The following is a 16,168-nucleotide window of genomic DNA, read 5'->3' as shown; positions in this document are numbered from 1 at the left end:
AGGCGGCCGCGCATGCTCCTGGACGGGATTCGGGTGCTGGACCTGACGAACGTGCTGGCCGGGCCGTTCGCCGGCTACCAGCTGGCTCTCTTCGGTGCCGACGTGGTGAAGGTCGAGGTACCCGGCACGGGCGACCTGGCGCGTCAGCTCGGCGCCGACCCCGAGCTCAACGCCCGCCTGCTCGGCGCCTCGTTCCTCGCCCAGAACGGCGGCAAGCGTTCGGTGGAGGTCGACCTGAAGTCCGCCGCGGGCCAGGAGCGGTTCCGCCGCCTGGTGCGGACCGCGGACGTCGTGCTGGAGAACTTCCGGCCCGGCGTTCTGGCCCGGCTCGGCTTCCCCTGGAGCACGCTGCGGCAACTCAACCCCGGCCTCGTCTACTGCGCGATCTCGGGGTTCGGCCAGACCGGCCCGATGCGCGACCGCCCCGCGTACGACCAGGTCATCCAGGGGCTGGCCGGGATGATGAGCGTGACCGGCACGTCCGACGCCGCGCCACTGCGCGCCGGTTACCCGATCGCCGACACCATGGGCGGACTGGCCGCCGCGTTCGCCGTGTGCGCCGGGCTGGTGCAACGCCGGCGCACGGGCGAAGGCTGCTTCCTCGACGTGTCGATGCTGGAGACCGCGATCACCGCGCTCGGCTGGGCGGTCTCCAACTACCTGATCGCGGGCCAGGAGCCGACACCGCTGGGCAACGAGAACGCGACCGCCGCCCCGTCCGGGACGTTCCGCACGCTGGACGGCGAGCTCAACATCGCAGCCAACAAACAGGAACAGTTCGAGACGCTGTGCCGCCTGGTGGACCGCGGCGACCTCATCGACGACCCGAGGTTCGCGTTGCGCGAGGACCGCAAGACCCATCGGGAGGCACTGCGGGACGAACTGGAGCACGCGCTGGCGACCCGGTCCGCGGCCGAGTGGGAGAAGACGCTCTCCGCCGCGGGCGTACCCGCCGCCCGCGTGCTGACCGTGCCGCAGGCACTCGAGCTCGTCGACACGCATGAACTGCCGTTCCCCGGCGACCCGGACCGCACGATCCGCGTGCTGGGCAACGGGATCCGGGTCGACGGCGTGCCGTCCGCGCCCACCGCGCCACCGCCCCTGCTCGGCGAGCACAACCACCTGCTGGAGGAGCTGTGATGGACGAGCGGGCGGTCACCGGCTGGTGGCGGACGTCGCTGGTGCGGATCGAGCCCGGCGAGATCGCGCTGCGCGGCTACCCGATCGAGCAGCTGATCGGCGCCGTCACGTTCCCGCAGACGATCTGGTTGCTGCTGAAGGGAGAGCTTCCGTCACGCGAACAGGCCGCACTGCTGGAGGCCGCGCTCGTCGCGGCGGTCGACCACGGCCCGCAGGCGCCGTCGATCGCGGCGGCCCGCATGGCCGCGACGTGCGGACTCGGTCTCAACAACGCCGTCGCCACGGGCGTGAACCTGCTCGGCGACGTGCACGGCGGCGCGGGCCAGCAGGCGATGGCGATGTACGAGGAGATCCGCTCGAGCGAGCTGCCGCTGGCCGACGCCGTGCGGGACTACCGGTCGCGGCACCGCTACCTGCCCGGCTTCGGCCACCGGTTCCACCCGCGCGACCCGCGCCGCGACCCGTTGCTCGGCCTGGTGCGCGCGGCCGTCGCGGACGGCACGGTCGGCGGCGAGTACCTGGCCGTCGCCGAGGAGATCGAGCGGCAACTGGGCCCGGTGCCGATGAACATCGACGGCGCCACCGCGGTGATCTACGCGGAGCTGGGGTTCCCGCCCGAGCTGGGGCGGGGCCTGTTCGTGCTGTCGCGGTCGGTCGGCATCCTGGCGCACGCGTGGGAGGAGAAGCAGTCCGGCACCCGCATCAAGGGCCCGCTCCCCCGCCCCCTACTTCCCACCTACACCGGCCCAGCCCTCCGCGACCTGTAGTCAGGGGGTGCCGTCAAGGCCACCTTTACAGCGTTGAGCGTTGTAAAGGTGGCCTTGACGGCACCAACTCAGGAGGCGACCGGGGGAAGGCCCAGTACGGAGATCGTGGTGGCGGTCTCGGTCAGCGCCGCCCGGAACATCGGGATCTTCTCTTCGGTGAAGCGGGTGGTCGGGCCGCCGAGAGCCAGCGCGGCGACCACGGCACCGGAGACGACGATGGGCACGGCGGCACCGGAGGCACCGGACTCGCGTTCGCCGTAGCTCACCGAGAAACCCTCCCGAGCGGCCAGCGCGACGTCGGACCGCAGCTGCTCCCCGGCCCGCTCGACCATGGCGTCCAGCACCTCGGCCGGAGCGCCTACCAGCAAGATCTTCGACGCCGCGCCCACCCAGAGCGGCATCTCGTCACCGGTGTGCACAACGTGCCGCAACGACTGCGGGCCCTCGGCCTGCGCGATGCACACGCGTGCGGTCCCCTGCCGGACATACAGGTTGACGGTCTCACCACAGGTCAGCGCGAGGGCCGCCATCGCCGACCGCACGGCCTCGGGCAGCTCCCACGCCGCCCGCGCGAGCCGGGCCCAGCGCAGCAGGCCCGCGCCGACGGTCACCTGGCCGTCGGGCCGCTCCCACAGCATGCCGGTGGCCGCGAGGGTCGCGACGAGCCGCACGACGGTCGTCTTCGGCAGCCCGGACGCCCGCGCCAACTCGGAGACCGGCCACACCATCCGCCGCTCGGTGAAGTGCCCAAGCAGATCGAGCGCCCTGGTGACGCTCCGCACCGACGAGTCCACCGCACCACGGTACAGGCGGACCACCTGACGGTCGCACCCTACTCCAGCAGCGCCTCGACGATGACGTTGTCGCGATAGCTGCGGACCGACGGGTCGAACGAGCCACCGCACGTGACGAGCCGCAGCTCGGACCGCGGTGCCGGCGCGTAGACGAGATCGGTCGGGAACGCCGTCTTCGCCACCGAGTACGTCCGGCTGACGACGTACCGCAGCTCGCTGCCGTCCGCGCGCGACACCAGCACCAGGTCGCCGGGCCGCAACGAGCCCAGCCGGTGGAACACGCCGGGGCCCGCGCGGGAGTCGACGTGCCCGGCCAGCAACGCCGGTCCGGGTCCGCCGGGTGCCGGTCCCGCGGCGAACCAGCCGGCCACGTCGAACCGTTCCGGCGGCACGAGCGCGCCGGACGCGTCGATCCCCAGCTCCGCCAACGGACTCGTCACGCCGATCGCGGGCACGCGCAGCCCGACCGGCCGCGGCACGGGCGGAACGACCACCGGTGGCACGACCGGTTGCACCGACACCGGTCCCCATCCCGATGCCACCACGGGTGCCCCCACCGCCGGCGCGACCAGGGCGTCGGCGGCGAGCAACACCAGCGGCAACAGCGCGGCGATCAGGCGAGCCTGCGCCGCAGCGCCAGGAACGCGATCACCACGAGACCGCACAACGCGAAAGGCTGCCACGGCACGTCCATCCCGCCGACCCCGGTTTCCATCCCGCCGACCGGCACCACCGCGGCGCCCTTGGCGTCGACCCGCACGACCGTGGACAGCCGGCCCTGGTTCTCCAGCACCAGAACGCTGTACACGGCACCGGCTTCGAGCGTGACCGGCAGGTCCAGCGGTCCGCCCGACTTCGGCGTCACCTTGAGGCCCGAGACACCGGCCGCGACGAGCGTGTACGGCGTCGCCGAGCCGAAGGCCGCGTTGTCGACCACGGCGGCGTCCCCGCGGACGATCTTCAGCTCACCGGTCGAGGGTGCCGCGTTCACGACGCGCATCCGGGCCTGGCCGGACGGCGGCAGCGTGATGTCGTCCTCGATGACCTTCAACGCCAGCGCGGCGAATTTGCCCAGCCCGGCGACCGTGTAAGCCTTGCCCTCGGCGGCGGACAGCGACGCCGAGATCACCGGCGGGCTGTTCGGGTCGGCACCGGCCGGGCGCATCGCGATGGTGTACGTGCCCGGCTGGATCAGCTGGTAGTCCGACAGCACGCCATAACCGACACCCGGAACGCGCAGCGTCGCCTCGGGATGCTCGAACGACGTGACGGTCACGTCGACCTGCGGTGTGTCCGGCGACAGGTGCGCGAGCCGCATGTAGGTGCCCGTCGCGGCCTGCGCCGGGACGACCACGATCGCGGCCAGAAGTATTGCCAGGACAGCGAAAACCCTCATGATCCCTCCTGCACCAGCCAGGTGACGACCGCGCCCGTCGGCGTGATCCGCGTGCTCGACGGCGCGTACGGCGGTCGCTGCGCGCCCAGCCAGGTCTGCAGCACCCGCGAACTGCCCACCTCATGACCGTCCACAGCGGACAGAACGAGCTCACGGCGTGGGGTGCCAAGACCGCGTTCGGGTTCGGTGACGCGCGCGTCCGTGACGACCACCTGGTGCTGGCCGGCCAGCCCGGCGAGCAGGGTCATCGCGCGCAGGTCCACCTCGCCCCGCCGCAACGCGCGCCGGACGTCGTCGGTGATGGCGAGCCTCGGGTTGGCAGCGAGCTGGGCACCCGCGTCGACTCGTTGCAGAGCGTCCTCTGTGGACGGGCGGTCGGGCCGCCACACGCCGTACTCGCCGAACCGCGCCACCGCCGTACCGGGCCCGGTGCCGGCCACCACGTCGAACGTCGCGGGCGCGTCCCGCCGCACCCGCTGCCCCAGGCCGGCGTGCGCGAGCTCCGACCACAGCCCGGCGGGCGCGGTGAACGTCGCCTCGGGTGGAGTGTTCTCCGCCAGCCAGGCGGCGACCGCGGGCTCGTCGTGCCACCGCCCGCCCGGCGGCAACACGACGACACCGGCGACCGCGGCCACCGCCGCCAGGACCGCGGCGGGTCGCAACGCCTCGACCAGACCGGCGAGCACCACGGCCGAGAGCGCGGCCAGCGTAGGCAACAGAACATCGCCGCGTAGCCACACGCACTGGACGGCGACCACCAGTGTCAGCACCGCGAACAGCCGGGTCTCCCGGCGCCACAGCGCGGGCACCGCCACCGTGAACGCCGTGGCGAGCAGCACGACCCGATGCGTGAGGGGCAGCTCCGCCTCCACCGGGACGCGCGCGACCAGCAACGTCTGCAGCGCGAACGCCAGCACCGCCAGCACGACCGCCAGGTACGGCACCCGCACCGCGACCAGCACCACCAGCGGTACGAGCAGGAACGGCGAGGTCAGCACGGCGAACAGGGCCGCGACCACGCCGAGAGCCACCAGCACCTGGCGGCCGGAGGTGAGCAGGGCGAGCGCGAGCGTCGTCCACGCCGCAGCGAGCACGCCCGGCCCGATCGGCGTGAGCACCGCGATGATCGGACCACCGCACGCCAAGACGGCGACGGCCACACCGGTCGCGGCGGGCCGCGCGCGCACCAGCGCCACCACCGAGAGCACGACGACGATCGTGGCGACGATCGAGAGTTCGCGAGCGGCGAGCAGCACGCTGTCGTATCGGTCCAGGCCGCGGGTCAGCCACAGGTACCCGCGCAGCTGCAGATCCACCGGGGTGCGTCCGGCGCCGGCGAACGCGGAGTCGATCAGCTGCCGTTCGGCGCCGGACGAGGGCAGCTCGGGCGCGACGAGCACGACCCGCGACACCACGGCGATCGTCCCCGCGCCACCGAGCACCCAGGGGATCACCCCATGGACGCTAGGCGCGCCACCACCGTTGCGGATCATCAGCAAGGACGATCCGGCCTACGCAACCGGCAGGAAGCCGGTGATGTGCCCGCGACGCGGCGAAGGCCGCCGCCCCCCGAGGGGACGACGGCCTTCGCGACCTAGCCGAGCTAAATCAGGCGTTCAGCGGCCGGACAGCCTGAGCCTGCGGGCCCTTCTGACCCTGGCCGATCTCGAACTCCACCCGCTGGTTCTCGTCCAGACTCTTGTAGCCGTTGGTCTGGATCTCCGAGTAGTGGACGAACACGTCGGCGCCACCGTTGTCGGGGGAGATGAAGCCGAAGCCCTTCTCCGCGTTGAACCACTTGACGGTGCCCTGTACTGCCATCTTGCTACTTCTCCTCTAACAGGTGCCGGATCGCGCTCGCGACCACCGGGTCAAGTTCGAACGGCCACTTCTCCGGTACCTGGAGGAAAGCACCACGTCCGCAACTTCGTTCCGCGAGCGTGGTGAAACACGAACACAGAAACGTACGACCTCCGACAGTCAACCACGACGAGGTGGCCTCAGTCGAGCCGCCTTCACGCTGCTACCGTCAGATCTTGACCACTGGAGGTTGTAATGCCTGAACCCGTTCTCGTCTCGATCGCCGCCGCGCTGGCGGGACGCGCGGTGGTGGGGCTCTACCAGTACGTCAAGGACCGCTTTTCCGACGACCCGGACGCGACGGCCGCCCTGGAGGCCGCGGAGCAGCTCACCGAGGCGGCGGAGGACTCGCCGGAGGTCCAGGAGCTCAGCGAGCACCTCGAACGCGCCGAGCAGGCCGACCCGGAGTTCGGCAAGCGTTTGCGGGCCGAGTGGGCGGCGGTGCAGCTGCACGCCGAGACCGGCGGCGTCACGAACCAGATCTCCGGCACCGTGCACGGCAAAGTGGTCCAGGCGCGCGATATCCAGGGTGGCGTCAGCTTCTAGTGGCGTAACCTGGATGCCCCAGTTGGCTCCAGGGGGCGTTGCTTGCTCAGCTCCGGCAGTTCCCGGCTGTTGTTCTTCTTCGTCGGGCTCGTTCTCACGTTCGTGTTCATCCGGATCAGCGTGCGCCTGATCCGGGCGAAGGTGCGTTGGTGGCCGGGCAACATCGTGGCGGGCGACACACACGTCCACCACGTGGTCTTCGGCACCGTGCTGCTGCTCGTGTCCAGCGTGGGCGGGCTCGTCATCCCCGATGACCTGGGCGGACTACGCAACGCGTTCGCCGCGATGCTGGGCGTGGGCGCCGCGCTCGTGCTCGACGAGTTCGCCCTGATCCTGCACCTGCGCGACGTGTACTGGACGAACGCGGGGCGCCTCAGCGTGGACGCGGTGTTCCTCGCGATCGGCTTGACGGGACTCTTCCTGCTCGGCGCGCGGCCGCTCGGCTACGACGACTTCCTGGATCTCGACCCGGAGTCCACGCCGCTGGACGCGTGGCTGCTGCGCATGGCCGCGATCGCGGTCAACCTCGGTTTCGCGATCGTCGCGCTGCTCAAGGGCAAGATCTGGACCGGCCTGCTCGGGGTGCTGCTGCCGGTCGTGCCCGCGATCGGCGCCGTGCGGCTGGCCAGACCCGGCTCACCGTGGGCGCGCTGGCGTTACACGGAGGGCTCGCGCAAGCTCGCCCGCGCCTATCGCCGCGAGGCGCGCCTGCGCCAGCCCATCATCAAAGCGAAGATCGCGGTGCAGGAGTTCATCTCCGGACGCCACGACTTACCTGACTGACCGGTCAGCTGACAATGATGTTCTGCTCCGCGCAGAACCTCGCCACATCCCCTTCACACAACTGCGCCGGCTTCACGACACCCGCGGTCACGAGCGTCCGCACGGTGTTTCTGGTGATCGCCGTGGCGCCCAGCAGCACCGCCTTCATGTCGCGCTTCGCGACCGGGTCGCGCATGTTTCCCGTCGCCAGGTCGTCGGCGCCGTTCTGGTCACCGCGGGCGATCGCGATGGCGAGCCGTGCGGCCGCCTCCGCCTCGGTCCGCACGGGTTTGTCGACCGTCATGCACTGCTCGCCACGCAACACCGCGCGCAGACCGTCCACAGTGGCGTCCTGACCGGTCACCGGGACCTTGCCCGCGAGCCCCTTGCGCTTGAGCACCTCGATGACCGCGCCCGCGAGCCCGTCGTTGGCCGCGACCACACCGTCGACCTTGCCGCCGTTGCCGTCGAGGATCTGCTCGAACAACTGTCCACCGAGGACGTTGTCCCAGTCCTGGACCGGCTGCGACTTCACCAGCTTCAGCGTGCCGTTGTCGTACTTGGAGCCGAGCCGCGACCGTTGTCCCTGCGAGAACAGCGTGGCGTTGTGGTCCGACGGCGCGCCCTCGATCTCGATGATCTGCGCGCCCGGCTTGTTGCCCAGGCACTGCATCAGCCCGTCGGCCTGCAGCGCGCCGACGTTCACGCTGTCGAACCCCACGTGGTACTCGGCCTGGCCGCCCAGCGTGACGCGGTCGTAGTCGATGACCGGGATGCCCGCGGCCTTCGCCTTGCGCTGCGCGTTGAGGCCGCCCTCGGCGCTCAGCGGCGTGATCACGAGGACCTTGACCTTGCGCCGCACCATCTCGTCGGCGATGGAAGCGAACTTGCCCTCGTCGCCCTCGGCGTTCTCGATGAACGGCTCGATGTCGGCGTAGCTGAACGCCGAACTGAGCAACGGCCGGTCCTGTTCCTCCCAGCGCGCGGACGTCGTCTTGTCGGGCAGGATCACTCCGACAATCGGTTTCGCGGCACGCGTGGTCGTCGCGGGTCCACCACTCTGCCCCGCTTGGCCGCACGCCGAGAGCAGAAGTACCAGTGAACCCGCCAGCACCATTGCTGGTCTTCGCATGAATGCGGACTTCACTACTTGCATATGTGTTAAGTCAAGATTCCGGTCTTACTTTCACAGTGCCCATCACCGTCCGTTTCTGATCGACTACAGTTGCGACCTCCTACGAAAGGCGCTAACGCGCGGGTCTTTTCCCGTGTCAGGGTGTCGCCCTCGTGCATCGGTTGTGAGGAGCTCAGGTGAGAACACGCAGAACCGTTCCTTCGGCGCTGGTGGTGGCGACCACGCTGTCGCTGATCGCCGTGGGAGCACAGGCGGCGGGGGCAGCGCCGACCGTGTCTGCTGGCCAGGAGAAGACCACCGAGTACACCGTCCTCGTAGAAGACGGCGCCAGCCGTGACGCCGCCGTGAAGGCGATCAAGGCGTCCGGCGGCGAGGTCACCAAGGAGAACGCCGCGGTCGGCCTGCTGACCGTGAAGGCGCCCGCGCAGGGCTTCGTCGAGCGGGTCTCGGCGACCGACGCGGTGGCCGGCGCGGCGCACGCCAAGCCGATCGGCCACTCGCCCGTCGCCAAGTCCGCGCAGAAGCCGGCCGCGAAGCGCGACGAGGTCGAGAAGGAGAACAAGACCGCTCCGGCGAACGCTCCGGCCAAGACCCAGGCGGCCACCGCCGGTCTCGACCCGCTGGACGACCAGTACCTGTGGGGCCTGAAGCTGACCCGCTCGGACATCGCCCGCAAGAAGCAGGCCGGTGACAAGCGCGTCTACGTCGGCATCATCGACACCGGTGTCGACGGGTCGCACCCCGACATCGCGCCGAACTTCAACAACGAGCTGTCGCGCAACTTCACCGTCGACATCCCGAAGGACTCCGACGGCAACGACTTCGACGGCCCCTGTGAGTTCCGCGGCTGTGTCGACCCGGCGAACTGGGACGACGGCGGCCACGGCTCGCACGTCGCGGGCACCATCGCCGCCGCCGCCAACGGCTCCGGCGTCTCCGGTGTCGCGCCGAACGTGTCGATCGTGAACGTCCGCGCCGGCCAGGACGCGGGCTCGTTCTTCCTGCAGCCCGTGGTCGACGCGCTGACCTACAGCGCGGACGTCGGCATCGACGTGGTGAACATGTCGTTCTACGTCGACCCGTGGTACATGAACTGCCTCAACGACTCCACGGCCACGCCGGAGGAGCAGCTGGAGCAGCGCACCATCATCAAGTCCGTCCAGCGCGCGCTGAACTACGCGCACAACAAGGGCGTCACGCTGATCGGTGCGGCGGGCAACAACCACGAGGACCTGGGCAAGCCGCGCCAGGACACGCAGTCGCCGAACTACCCGCCCGGCCACAACCGGCCGCGCCCGGTGGACAACGCCACGTGCCTCAACCTCCCGACCGAGGGTGACCACGTGATCTCGGTGGTCGCGCTCGGCCCCTCGACGGCGAAGGCGGACTACTCGAACTACGGTCTCGAGCAGGCCGCGATCTCCGCGCCGGGTGGTTACTTCCGCGACGGCTTCGGCACGCCGTGGTTCCGCACGAACGAGAACCTGATCCTGTCGACGTACCCGAAGAACGTGGCGATCGCCGACGGCAACGTCGACGCCGCGGGCAACGTCACCCCGGCCGGCGAGGCCGCGGGCGTCAAGAAGGTCGTCACCGGTGACCAGGTGGGCTACTACCAGTTCCTGCAGGGCACCTCGATGGCCGCTCCGCACGCCACCGGTGTCGCGGCGCTGATCGTCAGCCAGTACGGCAAGAACGACAAGAAGCACCCCGGCACCCTCACCCTGTCCCCGGACAAGGTCGAGTCGGTGCTGTACGGCACGGCCATCCAGCGCGCGTGCCCGAACCCGCGCACGGTGTCGTACGCGAACGAGGGCCGTCCGGCCGAGTTCGACGCCACCTGCGAGGGTGACACGAAGTTCAACGGCTTCTACGGTCGCGGCATGGTCGACGCCTACGGCGCCGTCACCCGCGGCAGGGACTTCCTGTAACCGCAAGCCGAACGAAGGCCCCCAGGCTTCCTGGGGGCCTTCTTCTTTTCCGGTCGTGTAAACGATTCCACAAATAGTTAAGAGCCTTTCCAATACAGGTCTGGGCCAGTTACCGTCGTCGCGCCGCCGCCGGGTTGTCCCCGGAAAGCATTGGGAGTCCCTGTGAAAACGCTGCCCAGGCTCGCGGCCGTCGTCATCTCGGTCGCCGCCCTGCTCACGACCACCGGCACCGCCTCCGCGGCGGACCTGACCGACCCGCGCCTCAAAGACATAGCGATGCAGCTGGTGTCCAGTGCGGAGAACTCCACTTTGGACTGGCGCGGTCAGTTCCGGTACATCGAGGACATCGACGACGGACGCGGCTACACCGCCGGCATCATCGGCTTCTGTTCCGGCACGGGCGACATGCTCGACCTGGTGCGCCTGTACGGCCAGTGGAAGCCGGGCAACGTGCTGGAGAAGTACCTCCCGGCCCTGGAGTCCGTCAACGGCTCGGACTCGCACGAGGGCCTGGACCCGGACTACCCGGACGACTGGCGTGCGGCCGCTGAGGACCAGACGTTCCGGGACGCACAGGAACACGAACGTGACCGCGTCTACTTCAACCCCGCCGTGTCGCAGGCCAAGAACGACGGACTGCGCGCTCTCGGTCAGTTCGCCTACTACGACGCCTACGTCATGCACGGCAGCATCACGTCGATCCGCAACGACGCATTGCAGTCGGGAGCCGTCCCACCATCCCAGGGCGGCGACGAAGCTACGTGGCTGCACGCGTTCCTCGACGCCCGCGTGGCGGAGATGAAGAAGGAACCCGCCCACGAGGACACCAGCCGCGTGGACACCGAGCAGCGCCGATTCCTCAACGAGGGCAAGTTCAACCTGGAGACGCCCCTGCGCTGGCAGGTCTACGGCGAGAGCTACGAGATCTCCTAGTTGTCCGTTTCGCCCGCTGTAAAGGGTTACCGAAATGGTTAAGACTCTTGCCTGTTAGAGGTATGGACCGGTAACTTTCGATCAGTCGCCGCCGGGTCCCCTGAACCCATCCGCCCGGAGGAAAATCCCGTGAAGATCTCAGGCCGCATCGCGGCCGCTCTGCTGGCCTGCGTGGCGCTCGTCGGCACCACGTCGGGCACCGCCTCCGCCGCTCCCGACCTGAACGACCCGCGCATGAAGGACATCGCGATGCAGATCGTGTCCAGCGCGGAGAACTCCTCGTTGAACTGGCGCGCCCAGTTCGGCTACATCGAGGACATCAAGGACGGTCGCGGCTACACGGCGGGCATCATCGGCTTCTGCTCCGGTACCGGAGACATGCTCGACCTCGTCGAGCTGTACTCGAAGCGCAAGCCGGGCAACGTGCTGGAGAAGTACCTTCCCGCACTGCGCAAGGTGAACGGCACGTCCTCGCACAAGGGTCTCGACCCGAACTACACCAAGGACTGGAAGACCGCGGCCAAGGACAAGGCCTTCCAGAACGCGCAGGAGTCCGAACGGGACCGGGTGTACTTCAACCCGGCCGTGTCGCAGGCCAAGAAGGACGGCGTGCGCGCGCTCGGACAGTTCGCCTACTACGACGCGATCGTCATGCACGGTGACGGCAGCGACAAGACCAGCTTCTCGAGCATCCGCAAGCGCGCCCTGGCCAAGGCGAAGCCCCCGGCACAGGGCGGCAACGAGGTCACGTGGCTCAACGCGTTCCTCGACGCGCGCGTGTGGGCGATGAAGCAGGAGCAGGCGCATGAGGACACCAGCCGGGTCGACACCGCCCAGCGGGTGTTCCTGAAGAACGGCAACCTCGACCTGAAGACGCCTCTCAAGTGGAAGGTCTACGGCGAGTCGTTCGAGATCAAGTGAGACGATGTCCGTGAACGGGCCGTCGCGTCAGCGGCGGCCCGTTTGCTATCTTCCCCGCAGTCGCCGCCGAGCCCACTTCATTGTGCTCAAAGGAAATTCGTGAAGATCACCGCCTGGCTCACGGCTGCGCTCGTTGCGGCCGTCACCCTCACCTCCACCGGCACGGCCTCGGCTTCCGACCTCGCCGAACCCCGCATGAAGGACATCGCGATGCAGATCGTGTCCAGCGCGGAGAACTCCTCGTTGAACTGGCGCGCCCAGTTCGGCTACATCGAGGACATCAAGGACGGTCGCGGCTACACCGCGGGCATCATCGGCTTCTGTTCCGGCACCGGTGACATGCTCGACCTCGTGGAGCTGTACGCCAAGCGCAAGCCCGTCGCGAACGTGCTGGAGAAGTACCTTCCCGCGCTGCGCAAGGTGAACGGCACCGACTCGCACGAGGGTCTCGATCCGACCTTCACCGCGGACTGGAAGACCGCGGCCAGGGACTGGATCTTCAAGGACTCGCAGGAGTCCGAACGGGACCGCGTGTACTTCAACCCGGCGGTCACCGCGGCCAAACTGGACGGTCTCCGTGCGCTCGGCCAGTTCGCCTACTACGACACCTTCGTCGTGCACGGCAACGGTGATGACCGGACCAGCTTCAGGAGCATCCGCAACCGAGCGCTCGCCCACGCCAAGCCGCCGACGATGGGCGGCAGCGAGACGGCGTGGCTCAACGCGTTCATGGATGCCCGCGTGTGGGCGATGAAGCAGGAACCGGCCCACGAGGACACGAGCCGCATCGACACCGCACAGCGCGTCTGGCTGAGGGCGGGCAACCTCGACCTCAGGACGCCGCTGCGCTGGAAGGTCTACGGCGAGTCGTTCGAGATCAAGTGACAGAGCTCGTGAGTGGTTTCCGTCGCCATGGCAACGGAAACCACTCACGACCGTCCTACAGCTGCGACCAGTCGAGCACCGGGGCGGCGTAGTCCCTAATGGACGCCAGCAGACCCAGCCGCGCCGCCTTCACCTTCTCGTCCTCGGCCATCACGAGCACCTCGTCGAAGAACGTGTTGATCGGCGCGGTCAGCGCACCGGCCGCCGCGGCGAACGCCGCCAGCCCGGCCGGACGCTCCGCCAGGTCCGAGAAAGCCTTGTGCAGCGCCACTTCCGCCGGCTCGACGAGCACCGACGGGTCGTAGGTCGCGGCCACGTCGGCGGGCACGATCCGGCGCACCCGCTGCAGCGCGGCCACCAGCGACGCGAACTCGGGGTCGCCGGCGAGCTTCGTCAGATCCGCCAAGGTCTCGTCGGCGAGCACCGGCGAGTCGGCCAGCGGCAGCACGGCGTTGACGAACCGGTGGTCGTTGCCCGCGTCCAGCAGCTGCTGCTCGTACCGCCGCACGGTGAACTCGCGCGCGGTGTCCATGGCAGACACCTCAAGCCCTTCCGCGGCAAGCGAAAACGCGCGGGTCAGCGTGATCTCACGCAACTCGGGGAACGCGCGCAGGATGCTCACCGCACCGAGCGCCGCGCGGCGCAGGCCGAACGGGTCGGAGCTGCCGGTCGGGTTCGCGCCGATGCCGAACAGGCCCGCCAGCAGGTCGAACCGGTCCGCCAGCGCCAGCACCGCACCAGGCACCGAAGACGGCAGCGCGTCGCCCGCCGAGCGGGGCAGCTCCATCTCGAACAGCGCCTGCGCGACCTCGGGGGTCTCTCCCGCCCGCGCGGCGTACTCGCGGGCCATCACACCCGCCAGCGACGACAGCTCGATGACCATCTGCGAGCCGAGGTCGAACTTGGCGAGCTGACCGGCGCGCCGCAGCGTGTCGCGGTCGACGGACACGTGCTGGGCCAGGCGGTCCGCGAGGGAGGCGATGCGGTCCGCGCGGTCCGCCATCGAGCCGAGCTTGTCCGCGAACGTGAGCTTCAGGAGGCCCCTCTTCATCTCGTCCAGGGGCGTCTTGAGGTCGGCCCGCCAGAAGAACGCGGCGTCCTCGTACCGGGCGCGCAGCACGGCCTCGTTGCCGGCGCGGACCAGGCCGGAGTCGACGGATCCGTTGGCCACAGCGACGAAGTGAGGCAGCAGCGCGCCGTCCGCGGTGCGCACCGGCAGGTACCGCTGGTGCTTGCGCATCACGGTGGTGAGGATCTGGCCGGGCAGCTCGAGGTAGCGCTCCTCGAACGAACCGAGGATCGGCGTCGGCGACTCGACGAGGTTCGTCACCTCGTCCAGCACGCCGTCGTACTCCACGACGCCGCCGACCGACGCGGCCAGCTCGTCGGCCCGCGCGATGATCTTCGCTCGGCGCACCGCGGCGTCGGCGTCGATGTCGTGCTGCGCCAAGAAGTCCAAATAACCGTCCGCAGTGGACACCGAAACGACCGGCGACGCGGCGGTGCGATGCACGCGAGTCTCAGGTGACGCCGACAAAGACGACACCGAAACCGGCACCGGCGTCGACCCGAGCAGCGCGGTCAGCCAGCGGATCGGGCGGGTGAACGACAGCTTCGGGTCGTTCCACTTCATGTTCTTCTCGGCGCGCAGCTCGGCGACGACCTCCGCGAGCAGCCCGCTGAGCACCTCGACCGCGCCGCGACCGGTGTCGGTCTTCACCAGCGCGACGAACTCGACGCCGTTCTCCTCGACGCGACCGAGATCGTCGACGGATACGCCCTGACCGCGGGCGAAGCCCTGCACGGCCTTGGTGGGCTGACCGTCGGCATCGAAAGCGGCCGACACGCGAGGACCACGAACCGTGCGCTCGGCATCGGGCTCACGCGGCGACACCGAGTCGACCAGCACGACGATCCGGCGCGGCGTGCCGTGCACGGTGACGTCGCCGTGGGTCAGCCGCGTCGCGGCCAGCTTGCCGGTCACGGCCTGGCGCACCGCGTCGATGGTCCGGGTGACCTCGTGCGGCGGCAGCTCCTCGGTCCCGATCTCGAACAACAGGGTCTCCGCCGAGGAAACGTCCACAAAGGACGAAGGCGCGGGCGCGAGCGCCGGCGACTCGGCAAGCCCCAGCGGGTGACCGAGCTCCGCCCGGCGTTCCGCCCACAGCGCGGCGACCTCCCGTGCGAGACCACGCATCCGGCCGAACGCGCGGGCGCGTTCGGTGGTGCTGATCGCGCCGCGGGCGTCCAGGACGTTGAAGATGTGCGAGCACTTGAGCACGAAGCTGTGCGCGGGCACGGGCAGGCGCGCGTCGAGCATGCTCCGCGCCTCCTGAGCGAACTCCTCGAAGAGACGCTTGTTGGCCTCGACGTCCGCGTCGTCCAGGTAGTACCGCGACATCTCGTACTCGGACTGGCCGAACGCCTCGCCGTAGGAGATGCCGGGCGCGTACGCGATCTCCTTGAAGTGGCTGACGCCCTGCAGCGCCATCATGATCCGCTCGATGCCGTAGGTGATCTCCACCGACACCGGGTCGAGCGTCTGGCCGCCGGCCTGCTGGAAGTATGTGAACTGGGTGATCTCCAGGCCGTCCAGCCAGACCTCCCAGCCGAGGCCCCAGGCGCCGAGTGCGGGCGAGGCCCAGTTGTCCTCGACGAACCGCACGTCGTGCGCCCGCACGTCGATGCCGAGCGCTTCCAGCGAACCGAGGTAGAGCTCCTGCGAGTTGCCGGGGTCCGGCTTGAGGATCACCTGGAACTGGGTGTGCGTCTGCAGGCGGTTCGGGTTCTCGCCGTACCGGGCGTCGTCGGGCCGCACGCTGGGCTCCACGTAAGCGACCCGCCACGGCTCGGGACCCAGCACGCGCAGCACCGTCGCCGGGTTCAGCGTCCCGGCTCCGACCTCGGTGTTGAAGGGCTGCACCACGATGCAGCCGCGATCGGTCCAGTACTTGGTCAGCGCGAGCAGCGCGTCCTGCATCGTCAGCACGGCCACGAGTCTACGAACGCCTCAAAACCGCTGGTCAAGGGCCCACGAATACGTGTCATCGGCCACTGTGTCACCCTTTGCACAACCTGGGGGACATCCGCCGCGTCCT

15 protein-coding genes are annotated in these 16,168 nt (G+C 69.4%); 8 read left to right on the top strand and 7 right to left on the bottom strand.

Going from position 1 to position 16,168, the window contains the following annotated elements; all coding sequences use genetic code 11:
• Positions 1-12: 12 nt before the first annotated feature.
• Both QSK35_RS20125 and QSK35_RS20120 read left to right on the top strand, forming a co-directional pair.
• Positions 13-1,140, top strand: a complete 1,128-nt coding sequence (locus tag QSK35_RS20125; protein WP_285748376.1) for a CaiB/BaiF CoA transferase family protein — start codon at positions 13-15, stop codon at positions 1,138-1,140.
• Positions 1,140-1,907: a citryl-CoA lyase gene (locus tag QSK35_RS20120; RefSeq protein ID WP_285748374.1), complete on the top strand. Its 768-nt coding sequence runs from the start codon at positions 1,140-1,142 to the stop codon at positions 1,905-1,907. Before QSK35_RS20125 ends, QSK35_RS20120 begins: the two co-directional genes overlap by 1 nt.
• A 68-nt stretch (positions 1,908-1,975) precedes the next feature.
• Here QSK35_RS20120 and QSK35_RS20115 read toward each other — a convergent pair whose 3' ends face one another.
• From QSK35_RS20115 to QSK35_RS20095, 5 genes are all read right to left on the bottom strand, one after another.
• On the bottom strand, positions 1,976-2,701 hold the full coding sequence (locus QSK35_RS20115; protein WP_285748373.1) for an IclR family transcriptional regulator: 726 nt from the start codon (positions 2,699-2,701) through the stop codon (positions 1,976-1,978).
• 38 nt (positions 2,702-2,739) lie between these two features.
• Entirely contained in the window at positions 2,740-3,366 is a 627-nt protein-coding gene (locus QSK35_RS20110; RefSeq protein WP_285748372.1) for a sortase domain-containing protein, read from the bottom strand.
• Entirely contained in the window at positions 3,315-4,097 is a 783-nt protein-coding gene (locus QSK35_RS20105; RefSeq protein WP_285748370.1) for a DUF4397 domain-containing protein, read from the bottom strand. The genes QSK35_RS20110 and QSK35_RS20105 overlap by 52 nt, the downstream gene beginning before the upstream one ends.
• Positions 4,094-5,551, bottom strand: coding sequence for a hypothetical protein (locus tag QSK35_RS20100; protein WP_285748369.1), 1,458 nt, complete (start codon positions 5,549-5,551; stop codon positions 4,094-4,096). Before QSK35_RS20100 ends, QSK35_RS20105 begins: the two co-directional genes overlap by 4 nt.
• A 154-nt stretch (positions 5,552-5,705) precedes the next feature.
• Entirely contained in the window at positions 5,706-5,918 is a 213-nt protein-coding gene (locus QSK35_RS20095; protein WP_285748367.1) for a cold-shock protein, read from the bottom strand.
• 234 nt (positions 5,919-6,152) lie between these two features.
• On the opposite strand from QSK35_RS20095, the gene QSK35_RS20090 reads away from it, so the two are divergent.
• Positions 6,153-6,503 (top strand): hypothetical protein, encoded by a 351-nt coding sequence (locus QSK35_RS20090; RefSeq protein WP_285748365.1) that lies wholly within the window; start codon positions 6,153-6,155, stop codon positions 6,501-6,503.
• Positions 6,504-6,545: 42 nt separating this feature from the next.
• A complete protein-coding gene (locus tag QSK35_RS20085) occupies positions 6,546-7,286 on the top strand; it encodes a hypothetical protein (RefSeq protein ID WP_285748363.1) in 741 nt (246 codons plus the stop codon).
• 4 nt (positions 7,287-7,290) lie between these two features.
• On the opposite strand, the gene QSK35_RS20080 is transcribed toward QSK35_RS20085, so the two are convergent.
• Positions 7,291-8,397, bottom strand: coding sequence for a sugar ABC transporter substrate-binding protein (locus QSK35_RS20080; protein ID WP_285748360.1), 1,107 nt, complete (start codon positions 8,395-8,397; stop codon positions 7,291-7,293).
• A 179-nt stretch (positions 8,398-8,576) separates the two neighbouring features.
• Here QSK35_RS20080 and QSK35_RS20075 point away from each other — a divergent pair, with 179 nt between their 5' ends.
• From QSK35_RS20075 to QSK35_RS20060, 4 genes are all read left to right on the top strand, one after another.
• A complete protein-coding gene (locus QSK35_RS20075; RefSeq protein ID WP_285748358.1) occupies positions 8,577-10,331 on the top strand; it encodes a S8 family serine peptidase in 1,755 nt (584 codons plus the stop codon).
• A gap of 162 nt (positions 10,332-10,493) precedes the next feature.
• Positions 10,494-11,264, top strand: coding sequence for a chitosanase (locus tag QSK35_RS20070; protein WP_285748357.1), 771 nt, complete (start codon positions 10,494-10,496; stop codon positions 11,262-11,264).
• A 129-nt stretch (positions 11,265-11,393) separates the two neighbouring features.
• Positions 11,394-12,185 (top strand): chitosanase, encoded by a 792-nt coding sequence (locus tag QSK35_RS20065; RefSeq protein ID WP_285748355.1) that lies wholly within the window; start codon positions 11,394-11,396, stop codon positions 12,183-12,185.
• Positions 12,186-12,284: 99 nt separating this feature from the next.
• Positions 12,285-13,070: a chitosanase gene (locus QSK35_RS20060; protein WP_285748353.1), complete on the top strand. Its 786-nt coding sequence runs from the start codon at positions 12,285-12,287 to the stop codon at positions 13,068-13,070.
• Positions 13,071-13,125: 55 nt separating this feature from the next.
• On the opposite strand, the gene QSK35_RS20055 is transcribed toward QSK35_RS20060, so the two are convergent.
• Entirely contained in the window at positions 13,126-16,050 is a 2,925-nt protein-coding gene (locus tag QSK35_RS20055) for a glycine--tRNA ligase (protein ID WP_285748923.1), read from the bottom strand.
• Positions 16,051-16,168: the final 118 nt, after the last annotated feature.

This window comes from Lentzea sp. NBRC 105346, from assembly GCF_030269605.1.
Taxonomy (GTDB): domain Bacteria; phylum Actinomycetota; class Actinomycetes; order Mycobacteriales; family Pseudonocardiaceae; genus Lentzea.
Note: the sequence above shows the minus strand (reverse complement) of the source record. Positions and strands in the feature narration are given on the sequence as shown.

What these genes read in the sequence shown, in the direction of transcription:
- QSK35_RS20125 (WP_285748376.1), top strand. Translation starts at nt 13, where the DNA reads ATGCTCCTGGACGGGATTCGGGTGCTGGACCTGACGAACGTGCTGGCC.
- QSK35_RS20120 (WP_285748374.1), top strand. Translation starts at nt 1,140, where the DNA reads ATGGACGAGCGGGCGGTCACCGGCTGGTGGCGGACGTCGCTGGTGCGG.
- QSK35_RS20080 (WP_285748360.1), bottom strand. Translation starts at nt 8,397, where the DNA reads ATGCGAAGACCAGCAATGGTGCTGGCGGGTTCACTGGTACTTCTGCTC.
- QSK35_RS20095 (WP_285748367.1), bottom strand. Translation starts at nt 5,918, where the DNA reads ATGGCAGTACAGGGCACCGTCAAGTGGTTCAACGCGGAGAAGGGCTTC.
- QSK35_RS20055 (WP_285748923.1), bottom strand. Translation starts at nt 16,050, where the DNA reads ATGCAGGACGCGCTGCTCGCGCTGACCAAGTACTGGACCGATCGCGGC.
- QSK35_RS20105 (WP_285748370.1), bottom strand. Translation starts at nt 4,097, where the DNA reads ATGAGGGTTTTCGCTGTCCTGGCAATACTTCTGGCCGCGATCGTGGTC.
- QSK35_RS20090 (WP_285748365.1), top strand. Translation starts at nt 6,153, where the DNA reads ATGCCTGAACCCGTTCTCGTCTCGATCGCCGCCGCGCTGGCGGGACGC.